The following is a 21,144-nucleotide window of genomic DNA, read 5'->3' as shown; positions in this document are numbered from 1 at the left end:
CCCCTAGTTCGCGTCAGCAAAGGCCCTGCGTCCGCCCGAAGGGCGTGCCCTGCGGCGTCTGGTGCGTGCTCTCGGCGCGCCGGGCGGAGTCCCTCGTACTGGATGTACTTGGGGCTTCGCCCGGCGCGGCGAGAGTGCGTGCCAGGCGTCGCGGGGCAGACGGGACTTTGCGGACACGGCCTAGGTCGTCGGGCGGGTGCGGCGGGGCTGGTCGCGCGGTGCCCCGCGCCCCCGGGCCGGTTCGCCTATCCGAGCCGGGAGGCCAGGCCCTTGGTGCAGCGCACCTCGTCACCCGCCGTGATCAGCAGGGCCTCCGCCTCCGGCAGGGACTCCAGCCAGGCCAGGCCCTGTCTGGCGCCCATCGCGAAGGCGGCCGTCGCCCAGCAGTCGGCCCAGGTGAGGCGGGGGGCCACGACGGTGACCGCGAGCAGGTCGGTCATGGCCGGCCTGCCCGTGCGGGGGTCGACGATGTGGGCGCCGCGTTCGGCGGTGCCCGAGGTGGCGACGGCCAGTTCGGCCGTGCCGGCCGCGGTGATGACCGCGGCGAGTCCGCCCGGCCGCAGCGGGTCCGCGACACCCACCCGCCAGGGCCGTGCGGCCCCCGGCACGCCCAGCAGCTGCACATCGCCGCCGCCGTTGACGCTGACCCCGCTCGCCCCGGCCGCCGCCAGCGTCCTGGCCGCCCGTTCGACCGCCCAGCCCTTGACGATGCCGGTCGGGTCGAGCCGGCCCTGACACGTGGTGCTGAACCAGCCGCCGCTGATCCGCTCCGCCTCGGCGCCCATCTCCAGCACCTCGGCGACCTCGGGGTCGCACTCCGCGACGGTCAGCTCGCCGCGGGCCAGCCGGGACAGCTGGCTGTCCTCGCGGTAGGTGCTGAACACGGCGTCGGCCCGGTGCAGTCCGGCGACCGCCTCGTCGAGGGCGGCGCGAACGGTACGGGGATCCCCGCCGCGGACGTCGAAGGAGAAGACGGTCCCCATCGTCTCCTCCGTCCGGCGCACCGCGGCGGGAGCTTGTGTCACGTCACCCACCGAGCTGGTCCAGGGCGGACTGGAGGGACTGCCGGTAGCCGGTGCTGGTGTACGTGGCTCCGGAGACGGCGTCGATGTCGGCGCTGCCCGCGGCGACGGCGGCCTGGTTCAGGCGGGGTACGGCGTCGGCGGTGATCTGGCCGCTGCGGCCGCCGCTCGGCGCCTGGATCGCCGCGGCCTCGGTGACGCGGCCGTCGCGGACGGTCAGGCGGACCTGGACGGGGCCGTACTGGGTGCGGACCGCGTCGCCGGTGACCGTGGTGGTGCCCGCGGCCTCGGCGCCGCCCTGGGGCGACCGGCCCGCCGCCGTCTGCTGCGGTACGGCGCCGCCGGCCGCCGAGGCGGAGGCCGGGTCGGACGCCGGTTTCAGCGACAGCAGCAGCACGATGCCGGACACCGTGGCGGCGGTGGCGAGCAGGGCACGCCGGATCGGGTGACTCTTCCTCATGGCTGAGCAAGCTCCTGGAGTGGCCGTCGCTCACATCTCGAACGACTCGTGGTGGATACGGCGGGCGGGCACCCCCGCGCCGCGCAGCGCCTCGTACACGGACTGCGCGAAACCGGGCGGGCCGCACAGGAAGACGTCGTGCTTGTCGATGTCGGGCACCTTCTCCCGCAGCCGCTCCGCCGAGATGTCCGGGCGTGCCCCGTCCGGGCTGTTCACCGCGTACATCAGCCGCGCACCCCGCTCGTCGGCGATAGCGGCCAGCTCGTCCCAGAGCGCCAGGTCCTGGGTGCTGTTGGCCCGGTAGAGCAGGGTGATGTCACCGGCAGCGCCCGGCAGCGTCTCGAACAGCGCCCGCATCGGGGTGATGCCGACCCCGCCCGCGACCAGCAGCACCTTGCCGCGGCTGCGGCGCTGCGCGGTCAGCGCCCCGTACGGGCCCTCGGCCCACACCCGGGTGCCGGGCGCCAGCTCGCGCAGCCGGGCGCTGTGGTCGCCGATCGCCTTCACGGTGATCCGCAGCATGCCCGGGCGGGGCGCCGCCGACAGCGAGTACGGGTGGGAGCTGAAGCGCATGCCCGGCGCGAGGAACCGCCAGCGGAAGAACTGCCCGGCCTCCGCGCCCATCCGGTGCAGCTTCCGCCCGCCGATGAGCACCGACACGATCCCGGGGGTCTCCTCGATCACCGCCTCGACGCGCATCCGGTGCCTCAGGTTGAGGCGGACCGGGGTGAGGATCCGGTACCAGACGACGAGCGCGGTGACCGCGCCGTACAGCCCGTACCAGAAGGTCTTCGCGACGGGTTCCACGGCGAAGTCGTTGCCGGTGCGGATCTGGTGCCAGAACGTCAGGTAGACCGCCGCGTAGGTCAGCAGGTGCACGTGGTACCAGGCGTCGTACGGCAGCCTGCGGCGGACCCCGCCGACCGAGAGCAGCCCGATGAGCAGCAGCAGCCCGGTGCCGATCGCGGCCTTGCCCATGTCGGGCAGCTGGTTCACCGAGTCCACGGTCTGCGTGACGATGTCGCCGAGGCTCCGGCCGGCCTGGAGCGCGTACCCCCACATGATGAGGAAGACGTGCGCGAGGACCAGGCAGAGCGTGTAGCGGCCGGTCATCGCGTGCCAGCGGGCGACCCGGTCGGAGCCCACCCGCCGCTCCAGCGCGGGCACCCGCGCCATCTGCAGCACCACCAGGGCCATCAGGTAGCCCGCGAGCAGCCCGGTGATCCGCCCCGCGCCGATGATCCGTCCCGTCGTGTCCGCGATGGCCGGGGTGGTGCGCCACCACAGCCACAGCACCGCGCCCGCTCCGGCCCACAGGGCCAGCAGCAGCGGCACCGCGGGGGAGCGGCGCGGGCGGATGCGGCGCATCGTCTGGCGCCGGGCGGCACGGCCGCCTGCGAGCGTGGTGGTCACGGTTCCTCCGGGGACGGGGGCAACGGGTGTGTCGTAGTCCCTTGGCCCAGAGATACGTGCGCGGCGGGGCGGGTGTTCAGTAGCGGGTGACGGCCGTCGGCCCGCTCTCCGTGCCCACCGCGATGTGCGGGCGCCGGGCGGGCTCGGCCCAGGCGAGGATGCGGCGCATGGCGTCCGCGGGCACCGAGACGCAACCGGCGGTGGCGCCGCGCCCGTTGACGTGCAGGAAGATTCCGGCGCCGCGGTCGCGCACCGGCTTGTCGTAGTTGAAGCCGATGACGAGCGCGTGGGCGTACTGCGTGCCGTAGGAGGGCAGGTGCTCCGCCTCGGCCGCGCGGCAGTCGGCCGGGCGGGGCTCGGTCCAGCGGTTGTAGGCGCGGGAGTCGTTGTCCTGGCACCACCAGGAGTGCGGGCGGACCGGGCGGTACGGGTAGCTGGTGCCGCGCGGTGCCGCCTCGGTGCCGAAGGCGTACGGCAGGTCGTAGAGCCCGGTCGGGGTGGTGCGGGTGCCCTGGCGGCGCGCGGTGCCCTCGACCAGGCCGTTGGCGCCGAACCGGGCGGGTGCCGAGCCCTTCGCCACCCAGCGCGGGCCCCGCCGCTCCCACCAGGTCACCGTGCCGGCCGTGGCACCGGCCCGCGGTGCCACGGCGGTGATCAGCTGCCGGCCACCGCCGGTGTCGGCCATCCGGTCGGGCAGGGTGGCCGCGCCGGGCGGGTCGAAGGCGGTGAGGGGCGCGCAGGCGAGCAGGGACACGGCGGCGGCGACGGCAGGGCGCATGCCGTCGACGCTAGCGGCGGAGCGGGCCGCCGTCCGTGCCGTTGGGCCGTTCGGGCTCAGCCCTCCCGGGTGAGCGGGGGCAGCGGCAGCGGGAGGCCCGGCAGCCCGTCGAGGCTCGCCGCCACGTGCTCCTTCTTCTCGAAGTAGGCGTTCAGCGAGGCGTCGTCCTCCCGCGCGAAGCGCTTGGCGTGCAGGTCACGGTCCTCGTCGTACGACATGAAGGGGACGGCGTAGCCGCAGGTGTCGCGGACGAGTTCGGCCGTCACGACGATGACGGCGCGCAGGCCGTGCGAGGCGGTGTCGCGGTCCGGGAACCGGGCGAGCAGGTCCGGGAAGCGCGGGTCGTCACGGAAGACCGGCTCGCCGCGGCCGTGGACGCGGACGATGTTCGGCGGGCCCTGGAAGGCGCACCACATCAGGGTGATCCGGCCGTTCTCCCGCAGGTGCGCGATGGTCTCCGCGTTGGACCCCGCGAAGTCGAGGTAGGCGACGGTGTGCTCGTCGAGGACCGCGAGGGAGCCCTTGAGTCCCTTGGGGGAGAGGTTGACCGTGCCGTCACCCGCCAGCGGCGCGGTCGCGGTGAAGAAGATCGGCTGCTCCTCGATGAACGTCCGGAGTCTGCCGTCGATGCGTTCGTAGGTCTTTCCCATGTCTAAGGATTATTGGTGCGCATCGCTCGTTTGTCCGAGGAATGCGGCGAGTCGGTGGGGTGGCCGCCCCGGCCGGCGCTTCCACGGGGCGGCCACCTGCCCGTCACCGCCCTATCGGACGGTGCAGGCGGCCAGGGACGCCAGCCCTTGGGGCTTGGCGGTGGTGCGGCCGATGGAGATGGCGATGCGGTCGATGGCGGCGGTGCGCTTGGAGACGAGGGGGCCGAGGATGGCGTTCCGGACGAAGTCGGGTCCGCCCTGGCCGACGGTCTCGGTGAGGCGTTTGTTCGCTTCGGCGATCTGGGTCCGGAGGAGGGCGAGGTTGCGGTCGACCTCGGCCTTGGCGGAGGCGGGGATCGCGGGGAGCCGGGAGGCGACGTCCGGGCAGGCGATCGTGCCCGTGGCCGCTGCCCCGCCCGGCTGTGCCGCCGTGCCGGGTGCGGCCGTACCGGCGCCGCCGCCCGCCCGGAGCGTGCAGGCGGCCAGGGACCCCAGCCCCTGGGGCTTGGCGGTGGTGCGGCCGATGGAGATGGCGATGCGGTCGATGGCGGCGGTGCGCTTGGAGGCGAGAGGGCCGAGGATGGCGTTCCGGACGAAGTCGGGTCCGCCCTGGCCGACGGTCTCGGTGAGGCGTTTGTTCGCTTCGGCGATCTGGGTCTGGAGCAGGGCGAGGTTGCGGTCGACCTCGGCCTTGGCGGAGGCGGGGACGGCGGGGAGCCGGGAGGCGACGTCCGGACAGGCGATCGTGCCGGCGGCTGCCAGGGGGCGCGCGCCGGCGCCCTTCCCGGAGGTCTCCCCGGCGAGGGCGGAGCCGGCGATCAGTGCGCCGGAGAGCACCACGGCGGCGGCACCGCCGGTCAGTGCCACGCGGCGCTGGTTGTACTTCGGAAGAGCCCTGGACATGCGGAAGCCTCGCTCGGATCGGTGGAGTGGGGTCTGTGCCGACGCGTCGGTGAGCAGTACGAGAAAGCGGTTACCGGTGTTCAACCACCGCCCGGATTGACGAATCATGCAGTGCTCTGCATAATCATGCAGAACGGAGCGGGCAACGGTTCGTCAGTACGGCTCGTCCACCCACACCCCCCGAGGAGCAGCGCAAGTGAGCAGCAACAGCGGTGACGTACGGCTCTGGGGCGGGCGTTTCGCCGACGGTCCCGCCGAGGCCCTGGCGAAGCTGTCCGCGTCCGTCCACTTCGACTGGCGGCTCGCGCCCTACGACATCGCCGGTTCGCGTGCCCACGCGCGCGTGCTCCACAAGGCCGGACTCCTCACCGAGGACGAGCTCCGGCGCATGCTCGCCGGGCTCGACCAGCTGGAGGCGGACGTCGCCGCCGGCACCTTCGTGGGCACCATCGCCGACGAGGACGTCCACACCGCACTGGAGCGCGGCCTGCTGGAGCGCCTCGGCCCGGACCTGGGCGGCAAGCTGCGCGCCGGCCGCTCCCGCAACGACCAGGTCGCCACCCTGTTCCGGATGTACCTGCGCGACCACGCCCGGATCATCGGCGGCCTGATCGCCGGGCTCCAGGACGCGCTCGTCGGCCTCGCCGAGGCGCACCCCGACGTGGCGATGCCCGGCCGCACCCACCTCCAGCACGCCCAGCCGGTGCTCTTCGCCCACCATGTTCTCGCCCACGTCCAGGCGCTGTCCCGGGACGCCGAGCGGCTGCGCCAGTGGGACGAGCGCACGGCCGTGTCGCCGTACGGCTCGGGCGCCCTGGCCGGGTCCTCGCTGGGCCTGGACCCCGAGGCGGTGGCGCGGGACCTCGGCTTCGAGCACGGCAGCGCGGCCAACTCCATCGACGGCACGGCCTCCCGCGACTTCGTCGCCGAGTTCGCCTTCATCACCGCGATGATCGGCGTGAACCTCTCCCGGATCGCCGAGGAGGTCATCATCTGGAACACGAAGGAGTTCTCCTTCGTGACCCTGCACGACGCCTTCTCCACCGGTTCCTCGATCATGCCGCAGAAGAAGAACCCGGACATCGCGGAGCTGGCCCGCGGCAAGTCGGGCCGTCTGATCGGCAACCTGACCGGCCTGATGGCCACCCTCAAGGCCCTTCCGCTCGCGTACAACCGCGACCTGCAGGAGGACAAGGAGCCGGTCTTCGACTCCATCGACCAGCTGGAGGTCCTGCTCCCGGCCTTCACCGGCATGATGGCCACCCTCACCGTGCACCGCGAGCGCATGGAGGAGCTGGCCCCGGCCGGGTTCTCCCTGGCCACCGACATCGCCGAGTGGCTGGTCAAGCAGGGCGTGCCGTTCCGGGTGGCGCACGAGGTGGCCGGCGAGTGCGTGAAGGTCGCCGAGGCCGACGGCAAGGAGCTGGACGACCTCACGGACGAGCAGTTCGCGAAGATCTCCGAGCACCTGACCCCCGAGGTCCGCTCGGTCCTCAACGTGCCCGGCGCCCTCGCCTCCCGCAACGGCCGCGGCGGTACGGCGCCCAGCGCGGTCGCCGTGCAGCTGGCCGAGGTGAAGGCGGACGTGGCGGCCCAGCACGAGTGGGCGAACGCCAGGAAGTGACGTAGGGGCATCGCGGGTTACGTTGGTCGGGAGTCAGCCGACCGAACGGAGCCCGCGATGCCCTTCGCCCGTCTCTCCTCCGCGACCACCCCGACCTGCCACATCGGCCTGGGGCTCGCCGCCGTCGGCCGCCCCGGCTACATCAACCTGGGCCGTGACCGCGACCTCGGCGAGGACCGCGGCGTCGACGCGCTGCGCGAGCGCACCCACGAGCTCCTCGACGCCGCCTACGCCCAGGGCGTGCGCTACTTCGACGCCGCCCGCTCCTACGGCCGCTCCGAGGAGTTCCTGGCCGGCTGGCTCGCCGCCCACCCCGAGATCGACGACATCGTCGTCGGCAGCAAGTGGGGCTACACCTACACCGCCGAGTGGACCACCGACGCCGAGCGGCACGAGGTCAAGGACCACGGCGTCGAGACGTACGAGCGGCAGCGCGCCGAGACCACCGCCCTGCTCGGCGACCGGCTCGACCTGTACCAGATCCACTCGGTCACCCCGGACAGCCCGGCCCTGACCGACAAGGACCTGCACGCCCGCCTCGCCGAGGCCGCCGCGCAGGGCGTCACCGTCGGTTTCTCCACCAGCGGCCCCGCCCAGGCCGACGCGATCCGGGCCGCGCTCGCCGTGACGGTGGAGGGCGAGCCGCTGTTCCGTACCGTCCAGTCGACGTACAACGTCCTGGAGACCTCCGCCGCCCCCGCCCTCGCCGAGGCCCACGACGCCGGGCTCACGGTGATCGTCAAGGAGGGCATGGCCAACGGCCGGCTCGCCGTACCGCACGCACCGCGGGAACTGACGGCCGTCGCGGAGGAGACCGGCCTGGGCTGTGACGCCGTCGCCCTCGCCGTGATCCTGCGGCAGCCGTGGGCGGGCGTGGTCCTCTCCGGCGCCGCGACCGTCGACCAGCTGGCCTCCAACCTGCACGCGGCGGTGGTCGACCTGGGCGAGGACCAGCTCACCCGCCTCGCGGCCCTGGCGGAGGACCCGCGCGCCTACTGGGAGCGGCGCGGACAGCTGCCCTGGCACTGACGGACCCCTGGCACCGTGACGGATCCCTGACGCTGTGACGGACCCCCCGGCACCGTGACGGATCCCTGGTGCTGACAGCTCACCTGGCCCTGACCGACCCCCCCGCGCGCCGACCGTGAGTCACGCATGCCTTGGATGAGACAAAGATGTCTCATGTGGGCTATGGTTGTCTCATGGCCGTCGACCGAGAGCACGTACTGCGCAGCGCCGCCGCCCTGCTGACCCGCAAATCCACCGCGACCATGGACGAGGTCGCCAAGGCCGCCGGGATCAGCCGGGCCACCCTGCACCGGCAGTTCGCCGGGCGCGACGCGCTCGTCCGGGCGCTGGAGGCGCTGGGCATCGCCGAGTGCGAGGCTGCGCTGGACCGGGCCCGGCTGGACGAGGGCCCCGCGGGCGAGGCCGTCCGCCGGCTGATCCGCGAGCTCGAACCCGCCACCGGACTGCTCGCCTTCCTCTACAGCGAGAACCAGCTGTTCGAGGGAGAGGAGCAGAACGCGGGCTGGGCCCGGATCGACGCCCGCGTCACCGCGGTCTTCCGGCGCGGCCAGGACGGCGGCGAGTTCCGGATCGACCTCTCGCCCGCCTGGCTCACCGAAGCCCTCTACGGCCTGCTGGCCGCGGGCGCCTGGTCGGTCCTCGACGGCAAGGTCGCCCGCAACGACTTCACACCCATGATCGCCGAGCTGCTGCTCGGCGGCGCGCTACGGAGAGAGGAACCATGACCCGCACCTTGCAGCCGGCCAGTGCGATCGAGGCGGTGAAGCGCCCCGGCCGCTGGCTGGCGCTGTCCGTCCTCGTGCTCGCCGTGCTGCTGGTGGCCGTCGACGCGACCGTCCTCGGCCTCGCGACCCCGTACATCAGTGAGGACCTGGCGCCGACCGGCACCCAGCTGCTGTGGATCGGCGACGTCTACTCCTTCGTCATCGCCGGCCTGCTCGTCACCATGGGCAGCCTCGGCGACCGCGTCGGCCGCAAACGCATCCTGCTGATCGGCGCCACCGCGTTCGGCGCGGTGTCCGTGCTCAACGCCTACGCCGACAGCCCCGAGCTGCTGATCCTCGCGCGGGCGCTGCTCGGCGTCGCCGGCGCCACCCTGATGCCCGCGACCCTCGCCCTCATCCGCAACCTCTTCCACGACCCGCGCGAGCGCAGCCTCGCCATCGGCATCTGGGGCGCCACCGCGTCGGCCGGTACGGCGGTCGGCCCGATCGTGGGCGGCTTCCTGCTGGAGCACTTCTGGTGGGGCTCGGTCTTCCTGATCAACCTGCCCGTCATGGCGGTCCTGGTCCTCGTCGGCAGGAAGCTGCTGCCGGAGTCCCGCAACCCGAACCCGGGCCCGTGGGACCCGGCCAGCGTGCTGCTCTCCCTGGTGGGCATGATCGGCCTGGTCTACGCCGTGAAGGAGGCCGCCGCGCACGGCTTCGCGTGGGCGACCGCCGCCGCCGGTCTGCTCGGCGGGGCCGCGCTGTACGGCTTCGTCCGCCGCCAGCTCACCCTGCCCTCCCCGCTGCTGGACATGCGGCTGTTCCGCAACCACGGGTTCAGCGGCGCCGTCCTGGCCGACCTGCTGACCATCCTCGGCCTGTCCGGTCTGGTCTTCTTCCTCTCCCAGTACCTCCAGCTGGTGCAGGGCAGGGGGCCGTTGGAGGCGGGCCTGGCCGAACTGCCCGCCGCGATCGGCGCGGTCACGGCCGGGCTGATCGCCGGTGCGGCGGCCCGGCGCTACTCGGTGCGGTCCGTGGTGGCCGGCGGCCTCGCCGCGGTCGGCCTCGCCCTGGCCTCGCTGACCTTCCTCGACCAGTCCACCGGCTATCCGCTGCTCGGCGCCGCCCTGCTGGTCGTCGGTGTCGGCGCCGGGTTCTCCTTCACCGTGACGGCCGACGTCATCCTCGCCTCCGTGCCCAAGGAACAGGCGGGAGCTGCCTCCGCGGTCTCCGAGACGGCGTACGAACTGGGCGCCGCCCTCGGCATCGCCCTTCTCGGCTCCATCGTGACCGGCGTCTACCGCGGCTTCCCGTCCCCGCCGGACACCCCCGAGGGCGCCCACGAGTCCCTGGGCGGCGCGGTGGAGGCGGCCCACGCCCTGCCGGCCCGGACCTCCGAGGCCCTGCTCCACGCGGCCCGCGAGTCCTTCGTGGACGGCCTGGCCATCGCGGCGGGTGCGGGCGCGGCGGTTCTGCTGACCACGGCGGTCGCCGCCTGGTTCATGCTGAGGAACCAGCACCTCGAAGGCTCGGGCCGGAAGACCCACGGCTGAGGGGTGCGGGAACTGCGCGACCGGCCACGCGCAACCCGCCCCCGGCGGACGGCGGAAACGCGCAACGGCGGGCTGCCGAGAACGACAACCCGCCAACCGCGGGATGCCGAGAACGACAACCCGCCAACCGCCGGAGGCCTACGCCGCCTTGGCCTTCGTGGCGTACATGTCCACGTACTCCTGCCCGGACAGCCGCATCACCTCGGTCATCACCGAGTCGGTCACCGCCCGCAGCACGTACCGGTCCCGGTCCATCCCCTCGTACCGGGAGAACTCCATCGGCTCACCGAACCGCACCGTCACCCGGCACGGCCGCGGCACGCCCGCCCCGCCCGGCTGGATCCTGTCCGTGCCGATCATGGCGAACGGCACGACCGGCGCACCGGTCATCAGAGTGAGCCGGGCGATACCGGTGCGCCCCCGGTACAGCCGCCCGTCGGGCGACCGGGTGCCCTCCGGGTAGATGCCGAACACCTTGCCCTCCTCCAGGATCCGGCGACCGGTCATCAGCGCGGCCACGCCGCCCTTGCCGCCGTCCCGGTCGACCGGGATCATGCCGACCCCGGTGAAGAACCAGGCCATCAGCCGGCCCTTCAGGCCCTTGCCGGTGACGTACTCGTCCTTGCCGATGAAGAAGACCTGCCGGTCGCAGACGAGCGGCAGGATCATCGAGTCGATGAAGGTGAGGTGGTTGCCGGCCAGGATGACCGGGCCCTCGCCGGGAATGTTCTCCACGCCCTCCACCCGGGGGCGGAACATCAGGCGCATGATCGGACCGAGCACTGCCTTGATGAGCGCGAAGCGGGACAACGGGCCCTCCGGTGTCGAGAGATCCAATGAGCGAATTGTTATGAGTCTGTGCAGGTGAGGACGATACTCGCGGTTCGTGGGGCCGCGCACATCGGGTTCACCGAGGACTTACACACTGTTGACGTACGCTCACCTGCGGCACCGCGCCCGGAGGGCGCGCAACGCGACCGCGGTGATGTGACGGACATCGCCCGCGTGCGGGCTCCCCGTACGCCCGTACGGGGAGCGGCGCGGTCGCGCGCCGACACGCTGGACGTCCCCGGAACGGCCCCGCGCCCGGCCCGCCGGGCACCCGCGCGGGAGCCGTCCGGACCCGGCACCCGTCCCGCGCCCGGACCCGCAGCCGCACCGGCACCCGGACCCGCACCCCGGCCGGGCCCGGCAGTCCGGCCGAGTCCGGCCGCTCGATCCGGTCCGGCCGCTCGACCGGGAGTCCGGTGGCTCGGCCGGGTCCGGCCCCGGAGGGGTGTCCTCCTCGCCCGGTTGCCCCGATGCCGGCCCGCCAAGCCGACGGTCCGTCACTTTGCGCCGCCCGTACGCCATCCGTCGTCATGCATGTGTTCGACCCAAGGCCTCCCCCCGGTCATGTCCGCCCCCCTACGATCGGCCCGCACCACGGCCGAACGCCGGCCGAGCCGATTGCAGGAGGCGCCGATGGGAACGCAGGAGACGAACGAACAGGCCCACACCCCCGGACGACGGGCGCTCCTCGGCGCGGCCGTGCTCGGCGCGAGCGGAGTGGTCCTCGGAGCGGGCGGCACCGCGAGAGCCGACGCGAGCAAGGAGGGCCGCGGCTTGAAGAGCCTGCCCGTGCCGACGATCATCGGCCACCGCGGCGCCAGCGGCTACCGCCCCGAGCACACCCTCGCCGCCTACCAGCTCGCCCTCGACATGGGCGCCGACATCGTCGAGGCCGGCGACCTCGTGCCCACCAAGGACGGCCACCTCGTCTGCCGCCACGAGCCGGAGATCGGCGGCACCACGGACGTCGCCGACCACCCCGAGTTCGCGGGCCGCAGGACCACCAAGACCCTGGACGGCGTGCCGACCACCGGCTGGTTCACCGAGGACTTCACGCTCGCCGAGCTGAAGACCCTGCGGGCCAAGGAGCGGATCCCCGCCAACCGCCCGCACAACACCCTCTACGACGGCCGCTGGGAGATCCCCACCTTCGAGGAGGTGCTGCGCTGGCAGGAGGAGCAGACCAGGCGGCGCGGCAGGCAGGTCTGGATCTACCCCGAGCTGAAGCACCCCACCTACTTCCGCAAGCTGGGCCTCGGCCTGGAGGAGCGGGTCGCCAAGGCGCTGCGCAGGCACGGCCGGCACAAGTGGAACTCGCCGGTGATCCTGCAGTCCTTCGAGCCGACCAGCATCCAGCGGCTCAACAAGCTCGTCGACAACCCGCTCGTGGTGCTGCTCTCCGGCGCGAACACCCGCCCCTGGGACTTCGTCGAGGCCGGCGACCCGCGCACCGTCGCCGACCTGGTCAAGCCGGCCGGCCTGCGCGAGATCGCCTCGTACGCGCAGGGCATCGGGCCCACCCTGGACCTGGTCATCCCGAAGGACGCGGCGGGCAGGCTCACCCGGCCGACCACGCTGGTCGCCGACGCCCACAAGGTGGGTCTGGTCCTGCACCCCTACACCCTGCGCAACGAGAACCCGTTCCTCCCGGCGGACTTCCGCAAGGGCACGGACCCCGACGGCTACGGCGATGTCTTCGGCGCGTACCGGACGTACTTCGCGACGGGCATCGACGGCGTCTTCACGGACCACCCGGACACCGGTCTGCTGGCCCGTCAGGAGTTCGTCAACGATTGAACCAACGCACCACGTTCGGAGTGACTGCCGGCCGCCCGGGCAACTTCCCGCCCGGGCGGCTCGTCGTGCCGCATATGACGCACGAGCTGCTCACCACACTGCGCCCGCTGCTCGCGGCGGAGGCCTCGGCCGAGGCGCACGCCGGCACCGAGCCCGCAGACCTGGAACAGGCGGTCTGGCTGCGCCTCCTGGAACGCCTCGACAGCGGCGGCCCGCCCCACGACCCCGAGCGCTGGCTGCGCCGAGCCGTCCGCGCGGAGGCGCGCCGCACCCGCCGCACGCTCCGCCGTGAACTGCCCTACGAGAACGAACCGGCCGACGACGGTGACGCCACTCCCGAGCACCTCACCCTCGCCGCCGCCCGTCACCGTGACCTGAGGGACGCGGTCCGCCGGCTGCCCGGCCGCTGCCCGATGCTGCTGGAGGCGCTGCTCTCCCCGGACGACCTGACATACCGGGAGATCGCGGGGGAGTTGGGTATCTCACAGGGCAGTCTCGGGCCGGAACGCTCCAGATGTCTGGGATGTCTGCGCCGTTTGCTCGCACCGGAGGTTGCGGCCCGGGGAGCGCGGGGATAGGAGTGAGGGACGACAGGCGACAGGTGAGCGGGAGGCGTGCACACATGGGCATGAGCGTGATCATCTCCGAGGCGACCGACCAGGACGCCGAGCAGATCTTCAAGCTGCAGTACCTGTGCTTCCAGAGCGAGGCCGCGCTGTACGGCAACTACCGCATCGACCCGCTCGTCCAGCCCCTCGACGCCGTCCGCCGCGAGGTCGCCGACGACTGCGTCTTCGTCGCCCGGCTCGGTGACGAGGTGGTCGGCTCGGTGCGCGGCACCGTCACCGAGGACGGCGCCGCCGCCATCGGCAAGCTCTGCGTCCACCCCCGCCTCCAGGGCCACGGCATCGGCGCCCGCCTGCTGCGCGCGGCCGAGTCCGCCCTCGTGGAGCAGCGCGGCGCCAAGAAGTTCCGCCTCCACACCGGCCACCGCAGCGAGAACGTCCTGCGCCTGTACCGGCGGGTGGGTTACGAGAAGGTCGGCATCGAGGAAGGCGTGGACGGCGTCCCGATGGTCATCCTGGAGAAGCAGGCAGGGGCGTACGCCCAGACGGCGTAGCAGCGGTGGCCGTCCGGCCGGCACCGCGGGTTCAGGCGCCGGCGGGACCCGGCCGCCCGGCCCGTGCCGCCCGCAGCCAGAACAGCGCGGACACCGGCAGGATCACCGGGATGAAGAGGTAGCCCATCCCGAAGTCCGACCACACGGTCGCGTCGGGGAACGCCGACGGCTCCACCAGGGTCCAGGTGCCGACGACCAGCACACCCGCCAGCTCGGCCGCGCAGCACACCATCGCCGCCCTGCGCGCCTTCTCCCCGCCCCGCACCAGCGTGTACGTGATGAAGCCGTAGACCACACCGGCCACCGCAGACAGCGCGTACGCGAGCGGCGCCCGGTCGAACTCGGTGGCGATCTGGTACACGGAGCGCGACACCGCGCCGACGACCATCACGCCGTACAGCCAGACGAGCAGCGTCCCGGGTCCGCCGGCCAGCCGCCTCTCCCGGACCGCGCTCACCTCAGCCTCCCCAGATGTCATAGAGCCGCACCTCCAGCACGGCGAGCACGACACCGCTCGCGGCCACGGTCACCGAGCCCCACTTGGAGCGCTCGCCCAGCGACATGAACCCGGCGGCCGGCACGCACGCGAACGCGCCCAGCAGATACGCCACGAAGATCGTCGTCCCCTGGTCCGGCTTCTCGCCCCGGGCCAGCTGCACGATGCCGACGACCAGCTGGACCAGGGTCAGCGCGGTCACCACGGCCATCCCGATGAAGTGCCAGTCCTTCGTCGGCTGGTCTCGGTACGCCGCCCAGCCGCACCACGCGGCGAGCAGCAGCGCGGCGATGCCGGTCAGCAGCGTCAGGGCGTCAAGCATGCAGCGACCTTAATACGACGCAACGGACACCCCGCCGTCACCCCCGGCCCTCGACCGGCCGGCACCCCGGGGCACCCGAGCCGGGGCCCGGGCCACGCCGTCGCAGCCGTCCGTCCCGGAGCATCCGACCGGCCCCTCGGCCCCTCGGCCTCCGCCACCGCGACCGGCCGGGCGTTCGGTGCCGCTGCCGGGCCCGGCGGCCGGTCAGCTCCTCGACGGCGCCCGGCCGGGCGGCGGCCCGTCGGCCACCAAGACCCGTACGCCGGCTTCCGTGGCGCGGATCATTCGACGGCGGCCGAGCGGACCGGCACGTTCCGGCCGCTCACGGACCGTCCGACGGCGCCCCGTAGGGTCGAGGGCATGAAGATCCGCGCACAGGCCCTCCTGTTCGACAACGACGGCACGCTCGTCTCCTCGCTGGACTCCGTCGAGCGCTGCTGGACGAGGTGGGCGGGGGAGTACGGCATCACGGCGGAGCGGTTCCGCCGGGTCGGGCTGCACGGGCGTCCGGCCGCCGAGATAGCCGCCGACCTGCTGCCCGCCGAGGTGGTGCCGGAGGCCGTCGCGCGGATCGAGCAGCTGGAGGTCGAGGACGTGCCCGGCGGCGTACGGCTGCTGCCCGGAACGCGGGACTTCCTCGCTGCGCTCCCCGCCGACCGCTGGGCCGTCGTCACCTCCGCCACCCGCCGGCTCGCCGAGGCCCGCCTCGACGCCGTCGGCATCCTCCCCAAGACCCTGATCGCCGCCGACGACATCACCCGCGGCAAGCCGGACCCCGAGCCCTACCTGCTGGGTGCCCGCGCCCTGGGCGTCGACCCGGCCGCCTGTGTCGTCTTCGAGGACGCCCCCGCCGGGCTCACCGCGGGCCGCGCCGCCGGGATGACCACCGTGGCCTTGGCCACAACCCACCCCGCCGACGCCCTGGACGCCGACCTGGTGGTCCGGGACCTGTCGGCCCTGTCGCTCCTGGTCACCGACGGGGCGGTGGAGATCGCCGTACGGGACTGACGCCGGCCCGCCCTCGTCCCACCACTGTCCAGTATCCGGACAGTGGTGACCGGTCGGCGTGAGCGGTCTGGTTTACTGATCGCATGACCACGACGAGCAGCCGCACCCTGGCGACCGAGGCGACCATGACGCCCGGTGCTGCTTGTATGTGTCCGTGCCGAATGTGCGCCTTCTAGAGGGCCCCCGCACCATCTGAGCCTCGCGCCCCGAAGCGAGTGCCCGCTCGTGTCCGCCGCGGCGCCCCGCGCCCGGCACCGAGCCGCCGCCCCGCGCACCGGTATCTCCCCCGGTCTCCCGCCATGCGAGAACCGTGCCGCGTTCCGAAGCCCCCCGAAGAACAACGCCCCGTGCCCGGCGCCCACCCCCGCGCCGCGCACTCGACAGTGACGGAATCCACGTGATCACCACATCGGGCCTGACCAAGGTCTACCGCTCACGCGGCCGCGAGGTCACCGCCCTCGACGGCGTCGACCTGCACGTCCGCGAAGGCGAGGTGTACGGCGTCATCGGCCAGTCCGGCGCCGGCAAGTCCTCGCTCATCCGCTGCGTCAACCTCCTGGAGCGCCCCACCGCCGGCACGGTCACCGTCGCCGGCCAGGACCTCACCGCGCTCGCCGGCCGCGGCCCCCGCGCCGGCCGCGAGCTGCGGCAGGCGCGCAGCCGGATCGGCATGGTCTTCCAGCACTTCAACCTGCTGTCCTCGCGGACCGTGCAGGACAACGTGGAGCTGCCCCTGGAGATCCTCGGCACGTCCGGCAAGGAACGTTCCCGCAAGGCCCTCGAACTCCTCGACCTCGTCGGACTCGCCGACAAGGCCAAGGCCTACCCCGCCCAGCTCTCCGGCGGCCAGAAGCAGCGCGTCGGCATCGCCCGCGCCCTGGCCGGCGACCCCAAGGTGCTGCTCTCCGACGAGGCCACCAGCGCACTCGACCCGGAGACCACCCGCTCCATCCTCCAGCTGCTGCGCGACCTCAACCGGCAGCTCGGCCTGACCGTCCTGCTCATCACCCACGAGATGGACGTCGTGAAGTCGATCTGCGACTCGGCCGCGCTGATGGAACGGGGCCGCATCGTGGAGTCCGGCACGGTCAGCGAACTGCTCGCCACCCCCGGCTCCCAGCTCGCCGCCGCGCTGTTCCCGGTGGGCGGCGAGGCCTCCGCCGACGACCGGACCGTCCTCGACGTCACCTTCCACGGCGAGGCCGCCACCCAGCCGGTCATCTCCCAGCTGGCCCGCACCTACAACATCGACATCTCCATCCTCGGCGCCGCCATCGACACCGTCGGCGGCCTGCAGGTCGGCCGGATGCGCATCGAGCTGCCCGGCCGCTACGAGGACAACGTCGTGCCCGTCGGCTTCCTGCGCGAGCAGGGCCTGCAGATCGACGTCGTCGACGCGGAGCAGCCCGCCCTGGTGAAGGAAGGTGCCAAGTGACCTGGTCCGAGATGCAGCCCCTGCTGGAGCAGGCCTGTACCGAGACACTGATCATGGTCGGCTGGTCCACCCTGATCGCCGTGGTCCTCGGCCTGCCGATGGGCGTCCTGCTGGTCCTCACCGACAAGGGCGGACTGCTGCAGAACACGGTGGTGAACAAGGTCATCGGGCAGATCGTGAACATCGGCCGCTCGATGCCGTTCATCATCCTGATGGTCGCCCTGATGGACTTCACCCGCTGGATCACCGGCACCACCATCGGCAGCTACGCCGCGATCGTCCCGCTCGCCATCGGCGGCATCCCGTTCTTCGCCCGGCTCGTCGAGACCGCCGTGCGTGAGGTGGACCACGGGCTGGTCGAGGCCGTGCAGTCGATGGGCGGCAACACCTGGACCATCGTCCGCAAGGTCCTCGTCCCCGAGGCCCTGCCCTCCCTGATCGCCAGCACCACCACGACGATCATCGCCCTCATCGGCTACTCCGCCATGGCCGGCACGGTCGGCGGCGGCGGCCTCGGCGACCTCGCGGTCCGCTACGGCTTCCAGCGCTTCGAGTCCGGACTGATGTGGGTCACCGTGGCGGTCCTCGCCGTGGTCATCTCCCTCATCCAGTTCGCCGGCGACTACGCGGCCCGCGCCGTGCACCGCCGCGGCGCCCGCTCCGGCCCCGGCCCGAAGCTCCGCCTGCTCAAGGCGAAGGAGCCGGCGGCGGCCGACATCAGCAAGGTCGCGTAACCCCACGATCTCCTCGTCCACCCACGACGGGGTCGCACCACCCATAAGGAAAGGCACTTTTCGTGCGTAACACCGCCAAGATCACCACCGCCGTCCTCGCCGCCGGAGCCCTCACCTTCGGGCTCACCGCCTGCGGCTCCTCCGACTCCGGCTCCGGCACCGACGGCCCCCTGGTCGTCGCCGCCAGCCCCACCCCGCACGCCGAGATCCTGAACTACGTCCGGGACAACCTCGCCAAGGACGCGGGCCTGGAGCTGGAGGTCCGGGAGTTCACCGACTACGTGACGCCGAACACGGCCACGGAGGACGGCTCCGTCGACGCCAACTACTTCCAGAACCAGCCCTACCTCGACGACTTCAACAAGAAGAACGGCACGCACATCGTGCCCGTCGTCACGGTCCACCTGGAGCCGCTCGGCCTGTACTCCCACAAGGTCAAGAGCGCCGACGACCTCAAGAGCGGTGCCACCATCGCCGTCCCCAACGACACCGTCAACGAGGCGCGCGCCCTGAAGCTGCTCGCCGCCAACGGACTGATCACCCTCAAGGACGGCGTGGGCAACGAGGCGACCCCCGCGGACATCACCAAGAACCCCAAGAAGCTCAAGTTCAAGGAGCTGGAGGCGGCCCAGACCCCGCGCTCCCTGGACGACGTGGACGCCGCCGTCGTCAACGGCAACTACGCCATCGAGGCCGACCTCAAGCCTGCCGACGACGCGCTCGTGCTGGAGTCCGCCAAGGACAACCCGTACGGCAACTTCCTCGCCGTCAAGGAGGGCAGCGAGAAGGACCCGCGCGTGAAGAAGCTCGCCGAGCTGCTCACCTCCCCCGAGGTCAAGAAGTTCATCGAGGACGAGTACGACGGATCGGTCATCGCCTCCTTCTGACCCACGGCTCGCTGCTGCCGGCCACCCCGGCCGGCCCGGCACACGCGACCACGGGGGCCCCTCCGAAGAGGAGGGGCCCCCGTGGTGCGGTGCGGTGCTTTCATGCTGCATGCTGGGCAGTTCAGCAGGCCCTGACGGTTCAAAAGGTTACGGAGCGGCGCCATGACGAGCACCTTCCCCAACATCTCCATCAGCACGGAGCGGTTGGTCCTGCGCCCCTTCGAGGAGCCGGACACCGAGGCCTTCGCCGAGATGATGAACGACGAACTCGTCGTCGCCTGGACCTCCGTACCGCACCCCTGCACCGAGGCCGACGCCCGCGCCTGGATCACCGAAGCCGCCCCCGCCGAACGCGTCGAGGGCCGTGGCATCGTCCTCGCCGTCACCGAGTTCCTGACACAGCGTCTGGTCGGCACCGTCCAGCTGCGCAACACCGACTGGCGGGTCCGCTCCAGCGAACTCGCCTACGTGGTCGCCCCCTGGGCCCGCGGCGAGGGCTACGCCTCCGAAGCCGCCCTGGCCACCGCCCAGTGGGTCTTCAACGACCAGAAGTTCGAGCGCCTGGAACTGCGCACGGCCGCCGACAACACCGCCGCCCAGCAGGTCGCCCAGAAGATCGGCTGCATCAGCGAGGGTGTACTGCGCGGCGCCTGGATAGCGCGCGCCCGCACCGAGGGCGGGTGGACCGACGTACGGACCGACGTGATCGTCTGGAGCCTGCTCCCGGAGGACCTGGCCGGCGTCGCCGAGGAACTGGCCGGCACCGGAGGTTTCGCGGCGTACCCCGACTGGAACTGAACCCACCGGCGAGGCCACCCGCCGCACCCCCGCACCCACCGGGTACCCTCACCAAGCCTGTCCGACGACCTGCGCGAACCACGGGAGACTGACGACGATGGCCGACCGGGTCACGGTGATCGGCTGGGACGGCTCTCCGCTGACCGCCGCGGCACGCGCCGCGCTCGGCGCCGCCACCCTGGTGGCCGGTGCCGCCCATCACCTCGCCCTGCCCGAGGTACCGCCCGCCGCGGAGCGCGTCCGCCTCGGCAGCGTCGCCCTCGCCGCCCGCCGCATCGCCGCCCACCGCGGCACGGCCGTGGTGTTCGCCGACGGCGACCCCGGCTTCTTCGGCGTCGTCCGCACCCTGCGCGCGCCCGAGTTCGGCCTGGAGGTCGAAGTCGTCCCCGCGGTCTCCTCGGTCGCCGCCGCCTTCGCCCGTGCCGGTATGCCCTGGGACGACGCCCACGTGGTCGTCGCACACCCCCGCACCCTGCGCCGCGCGGTCAACGTATGCCGCGCCCACACCAAGGTGGCCGTCCTCACGGCCCCCGGGGCGGGCCCCGCCGAACTCGGCCTGCTGCTGGACGGCATCCACCGCACCTTCGTCATCTGCGAGGAACTGGGCACCGAACGCGAACAGGTCACCGTCGTCACCTCCGACAAGGCCGCCGACCACACCTGGCGCGACCCGAACGTCGTCATCGTCATCGGCGGGCCCGCCGGCGCGGAGGGCGGCGGCTGGATCGCCGGCCGCGACCCGGCCGCCGGTCCCCGCGGCTGGACCCTGCCCGCCGAGGCCTACGACACCGGACCCGGCCAGGCCGCCCTCGGCGAGGGCGAGACCGAACCGCTGCGCGCCGCCCAGCTCGCCCGCCTCGGTCCCCGCCCGGGCGACCTCGTGTGGGACATCGGATCGGGCTCCGGCGCCTTCGCCGTCGAGGCCGCCCGGGCCGGCGCCGCCGTCATCGCCGTCGACCGGGACCCCGCCGCCTGCGCCCGCGCCGACGCCGCCGCCCGCCGCTTCGGCGTCCAGCTCCAGATCATCCACGGCACCGCCCCGCACGCGCTGGAGAACCTGCCCGAGCCGGATGTCGTCCGGATCGGCGGCGGGGGAGCGGCCGTGGTCTCCGCGGTCGCCGACCGCCGCCCGCAGCGCATCGTCACCCACGCCGGCACCCGCGACGCGGCCGAACTCATCGGCCGCGACCTGACCGAGCACGGCTACCGGGTGCAGTGCGCCCTGCTGCAGTCCGTGGAACTCGACACCCGCCACTGGACGGAGACGGAGCGGAGCGTCGCGTTCCTGCTCAGCGGGGTTCTCCCGGACCGCGCCCCGTGATCGGGTTGTCGTACCGCGCGCGGTAGGCTGGCCGATCGCTGCACCGCACTCGGACGCCCGGCACCCCGTCGGTCAATGTCCCGAAAACGCGCCCGCTTTGGGGTGTGTGTGGTACGGCGACAACCGGGAGGACGCGCAACGTGGCGCAGTCCACAGCGGGCCGTCGTGGATCGAGCTGTCCTGACGGCGGAACGACCGCGACAATGCCACTGAATGGCTTTGTCGCCTTTTCCGGGCGGTCGTTCGTGCCGCTGGG

General features: G+C 72.8%; 22 protein-coding genes. 13 read left to right on the top strand and 9 right to left on the bottom strand.

Annotation, left to right across the window (positions count from 1 at the left end; all coding sequences use genetic code 11):
• Window positions 1-245: 245 nt before the first annotated feature.
• The 6 genes from CCN42_RS13395 to CCN42_RS13370 form a co-directional block, all read right to left on the bottom strand.
• A complete protein-coding gene (locus CCN42_RS13395) occupies window positions 246-983 on the bottom strand; it encodes an FAD:protein FMN transferase (RefSeq protein WP_211294695.1) in 738 nt (245 codons plus the stop codon).
• A gap of 43 nt (window positions 984-1,026) precedes the next feature.
• Window positions 1,027-1,482: an FMN-binding protein gene (locus tag CCN42_RS13390; RefSeq protein ID WP_086735658.1), complete on the bottom strand. Its 456-nt coding sequence runs from the start codon at window positions 1,480-1,482 to the stop codon at window positions 1,027-1,029.
• A 30-nt stretch (window positions 1,483-1,512) separates the two neighbouring features.
• A complete protein-coding gene (locus CCN42_RS13385; protein WP_169731450.1) occupies window positions 1,513-2,895 on the bottom strand; it encodes a ferredoxin reductase family protein in 1,383 nt (460 codons plus the stop codon).
• Between the two features lie 76 nt (window positions 2,896-2,971).
• A complete protein-coding gene (locus tag CCN42_RS13380; protein WP_086735656.1) occupies window positions 2,972-3,673 on the bottom strand; it encodes a L,D-transpeptidase family protein in 702 nt (233 codons plus the stop codon).
• A gap of 56 nt (window positions 3,674-3,729) precedes the next feature.
• The gene (locus CCN42_RS13375; RefSeq protein WP_086735654.1) at window positions 3,730-4,323 is read right to left on the bottom strand and encodes a pyridoxamine 5'-phosphate oxidase family protein; all 594 of its coding nucleotides are present in this window, start codon (window positions 4,321-4,323) and stop codon (window positions 3,730-3,732) included.
• 111 nt (window positions 4,324-4,434) lie between these two features.
• On the bottom strand, window positions 4,435-5,226 hold the full coding sequence (locus tag CCN42_RS13370) for a hypothetical protein (RefSeq protein ID WP_086735652.1): 792 nt from the start codon (window positions 5,224-5,226) through the stop codon (window positions 4,435-4,437).
• A 196-nt stretch (window positions 5,227-5,422) separates the two neighbouring features.
• Here CCN42_RS13370 and argH point away from each other — a divergent pair, with 196 nt between their 5' ends.
• The 4 genes from argH to CCN42_RS13350 all read left to right on the top strand — a co-directional run bounded on the left by argH (window position 5,423) and on the right by CCN42_RS13350 (window position 10,139).
• A complete protein-coding gene (gene argH, locus CCN42_RS13365; RefSeq protein WP_086735650.1) occupies window positions 5,423-6,850 on the top strand; it encodes an argininosuccinate lyase in 1,428 nt (475 codons plus the stop codon).
• Between the two features lie 57 nt (window positions 6,851-6,907).
• Window positions 6,908-7,879 carry an aldo/keto reductase gene (locus tag CCN42_RS13360; protein ID WP_086735648.1) on the top strand — a complete coding sequence of 324 codons (972 nt, stop codon included), beginning with the start codon at window positions 6,908-6,910 and terminating at the stop codon, window positions 7,877-7,879.
• Between the two features lie 173 nt (window positions 7,880-8,052).
• Window positions 8,053-8,604 (top strand): TetR/AcrR family transcriptional regulator, encoded by a 552-nt coding sequence (locus CCN42_RS13355; RefSeq protein ID WP_245877264.1) that lies wholly within the window; start codon window positions 8,053-8,055, stop codon window positions 8,602-8,604.
• The gene (locus CCN42_RS13350; protein WP_086735645.1) at window positions 8,601-10,139 is read left to right on the top strand and encodes an MFS transporter; all 1,539 of its coding nucleotides are present in this window, start codon (window positions 8,601-8,603) and stop codon (window positions 10,137-10,139) included. The genes CCN42_RS13355 and CCN42_RS13350 overlap by 4 nt, the downstream gene beginning before the upstream one ends.
• Window positions 10,140-10,277: 138 nt before the next feature.
• Here the strand turns inward: CCN42_RS13350 and CCN42_RS13345 are convergent, their stop codons facing one another.
• The gene (locus CCN42_RS13345; protein ID WP_086172707.1) at window positions 10,278-10,949 is read right to left on the bottom strand and encodes a lysophospholipid acyltransferase family protein; all 672 of its coding nucleotides are present in this window, start codon (window positions 10,947-10,949) and stop codon (window positions 10,278-10,280) included.
• 654 nt (window positions 10,950-11,603) lie between these two features.
• Here CCN42_RS13345 and CCN42_RS13340 point away from each other — a divergent pair.
• The 3 genes from CCN42_RS13340 (at window position 11,604) to CCN42_RS13330 (ending at window position 13,887) form a co-directional block, all read left to right on the top strand.
• Window positions 11,604-12,767: a glycerophosphodiester phosphodiesterase gene (locus tag CCN42_RS13340; RefSeq protein ID WP_086735643.1), complete on the top strand. Its 1,164-nt coding sequence runs from the start codon at window positions 11,604-11,606 to the stop codon at window positions 12,765-12,767.
• Window positions 12,768-12,841: 74 nt separating this feature from the next.
• A complete protein-coding gene (locus CCN42_RS13335) occupies window positions 12,842-13,345 on the top strand; it encodes a sigma-70 family RNA polymerase sigma factor (RefSeq protein WP_086735665.1) in 504 nt (167 codons plus the stop codon).
• Window positions 13,346-13,389: 44 nt separating this feature from the next.
• Window positions 13,390-13,887, top strand: coding sequence for a GNAT family N-acetyltransferase (locus tag CCN42_RS13330; protein ID WP_086735641.1), 498 nt, complete (start codon window positions 13,390-13,392; stop codon window positions 13,885-13,887).
• 31 nt (window positions 13,888-13,918) lie between these two features.
• On the opposite strand, the gene CCN42_RS13325 is transcribed toward CCN42_RS13330, so the two are convergent.
• Complete coding sequence (locus CCN42_RS13325) at window positions 13,919-14,365, bottom strand: hypothetical protein (protein ID WP_086735639.1); 447 nt, start codon at window positions 14,363-14,365, stop codon at window positions 13,919-13,921.
• Complete coding sequence (locus tag CCN42_RS13320) at window positions 14,346-14,705, bottom strand: hypothetical protein (RefSeq protein ID WP_086735637.1); 360 nt, start codon at window positions 14,703-14,705, stop codon at window positions 14,346-14,348. The genes CCN42_RS13325 and CCN42_RS13320 overlap by 20 nt, the downstream gene beginning before the upstream one ends.
• Window positions 14,706-15,065: 360 nt before the next feature.
• On the opposite strand from CCN42_RS13320, the gene CCN42_RS13315 reads away from it, so the two are divergent.
• The 6 genes from CCN42_RS13315 (at window position 15,066) to cbiE (ending at window position 20,888) form a co-directional block, all read left to right on the top strand.
• On the top strand, window positions 15,066-15,713 hold the full coding sequence (locus CCN42_RS13315; RefSeq protein WP_086735635.1) for an HAD family hydrolase: 648 nt from the start codon (window positions 15,066-15,068) through the stop codon (window positions 15,711-15,713).
• Between the two features lie 397 nt (window positions 15,714-16,110).
• Window positions 16,111-17,148, top strand: coding sequence for a methionine ABC transporter ATP-binding protein (locus CCN42_RS13310; protein WP_086735633.1), 1,038 nt, complete (start codon window positions 16,111-16,113; stop codon window positions 17,146-17,148).
• Window positions 17,145-17,882: a methionine ABC transporter permease gene (locus CCN42_RS13305; RefSeq protein WP_169731448.1), complete on the top strand. Its 738-nt coding sequence runs from the start codon at window positions 17,145-17,147 to the stop codon at window positions 17,880-17,882. The genes CCN42_RS13310 and CCN42_RS13305 overlap by 4 nt, the downstream gene beginning before the upstream one ends.
• 62 nt (window positions 17,883-17,944) lie before the next feature.
• A complete protein-coding gene (locus CCN42_RS13300; RefSeq protein ID WP_086735631.1) occupies window positions 17,945-18,769 on the top strand; it encodes a MetQ/NlpA family ABC transporter substrate-binding protein in 825 nt (274 codons plus the stop codon).
• Window positions 18,770-18,931: 162 nt separating this feature from the next.
• The gene (locus CCN42_RS13295; protein ID WP_086173181.1) at window positions 18,932-19,567 is read left to right on the top strand and encodes a GNAT family N-acetyltransferase; all 636 of its coding nucleotides are present in this window, start codon (window positions 18,932-18,934) and stop codon (window positions 19,565-19,567) included.
• Between the two features lie 97 nt (window positions 19,568-19,664).
• A complete protein-coding gene (gene cbiE, locus CCN42_RS13290) occupies window positions 19,665-20,888 on the top strand; it encodes a precorrin-6y C5,15-methyltransferase (decarboxylating) subunit CbiE (protein ID WP_086735629.1) in 1,224 nt (407 codons plus the stop codon).
• Window positions 20,889-21,144: the final 256 nt, after the last annotated feature.

This window comes from Streptomyces glaucescens (genome assembly GCF_002154375.1).
GTDB classification, from domain to species: Bacteria; Actinomycetota; Actinomycetes; order Streptomycetales; family Streptomycetaceae; genus Streptomyces; species Streptomyces glaucescens.
The sequence above is the reverse complement of the archived record's forward strand: the minus strand, read 5'-3'. Positions and strand labels throughout refer to the sequence as shown.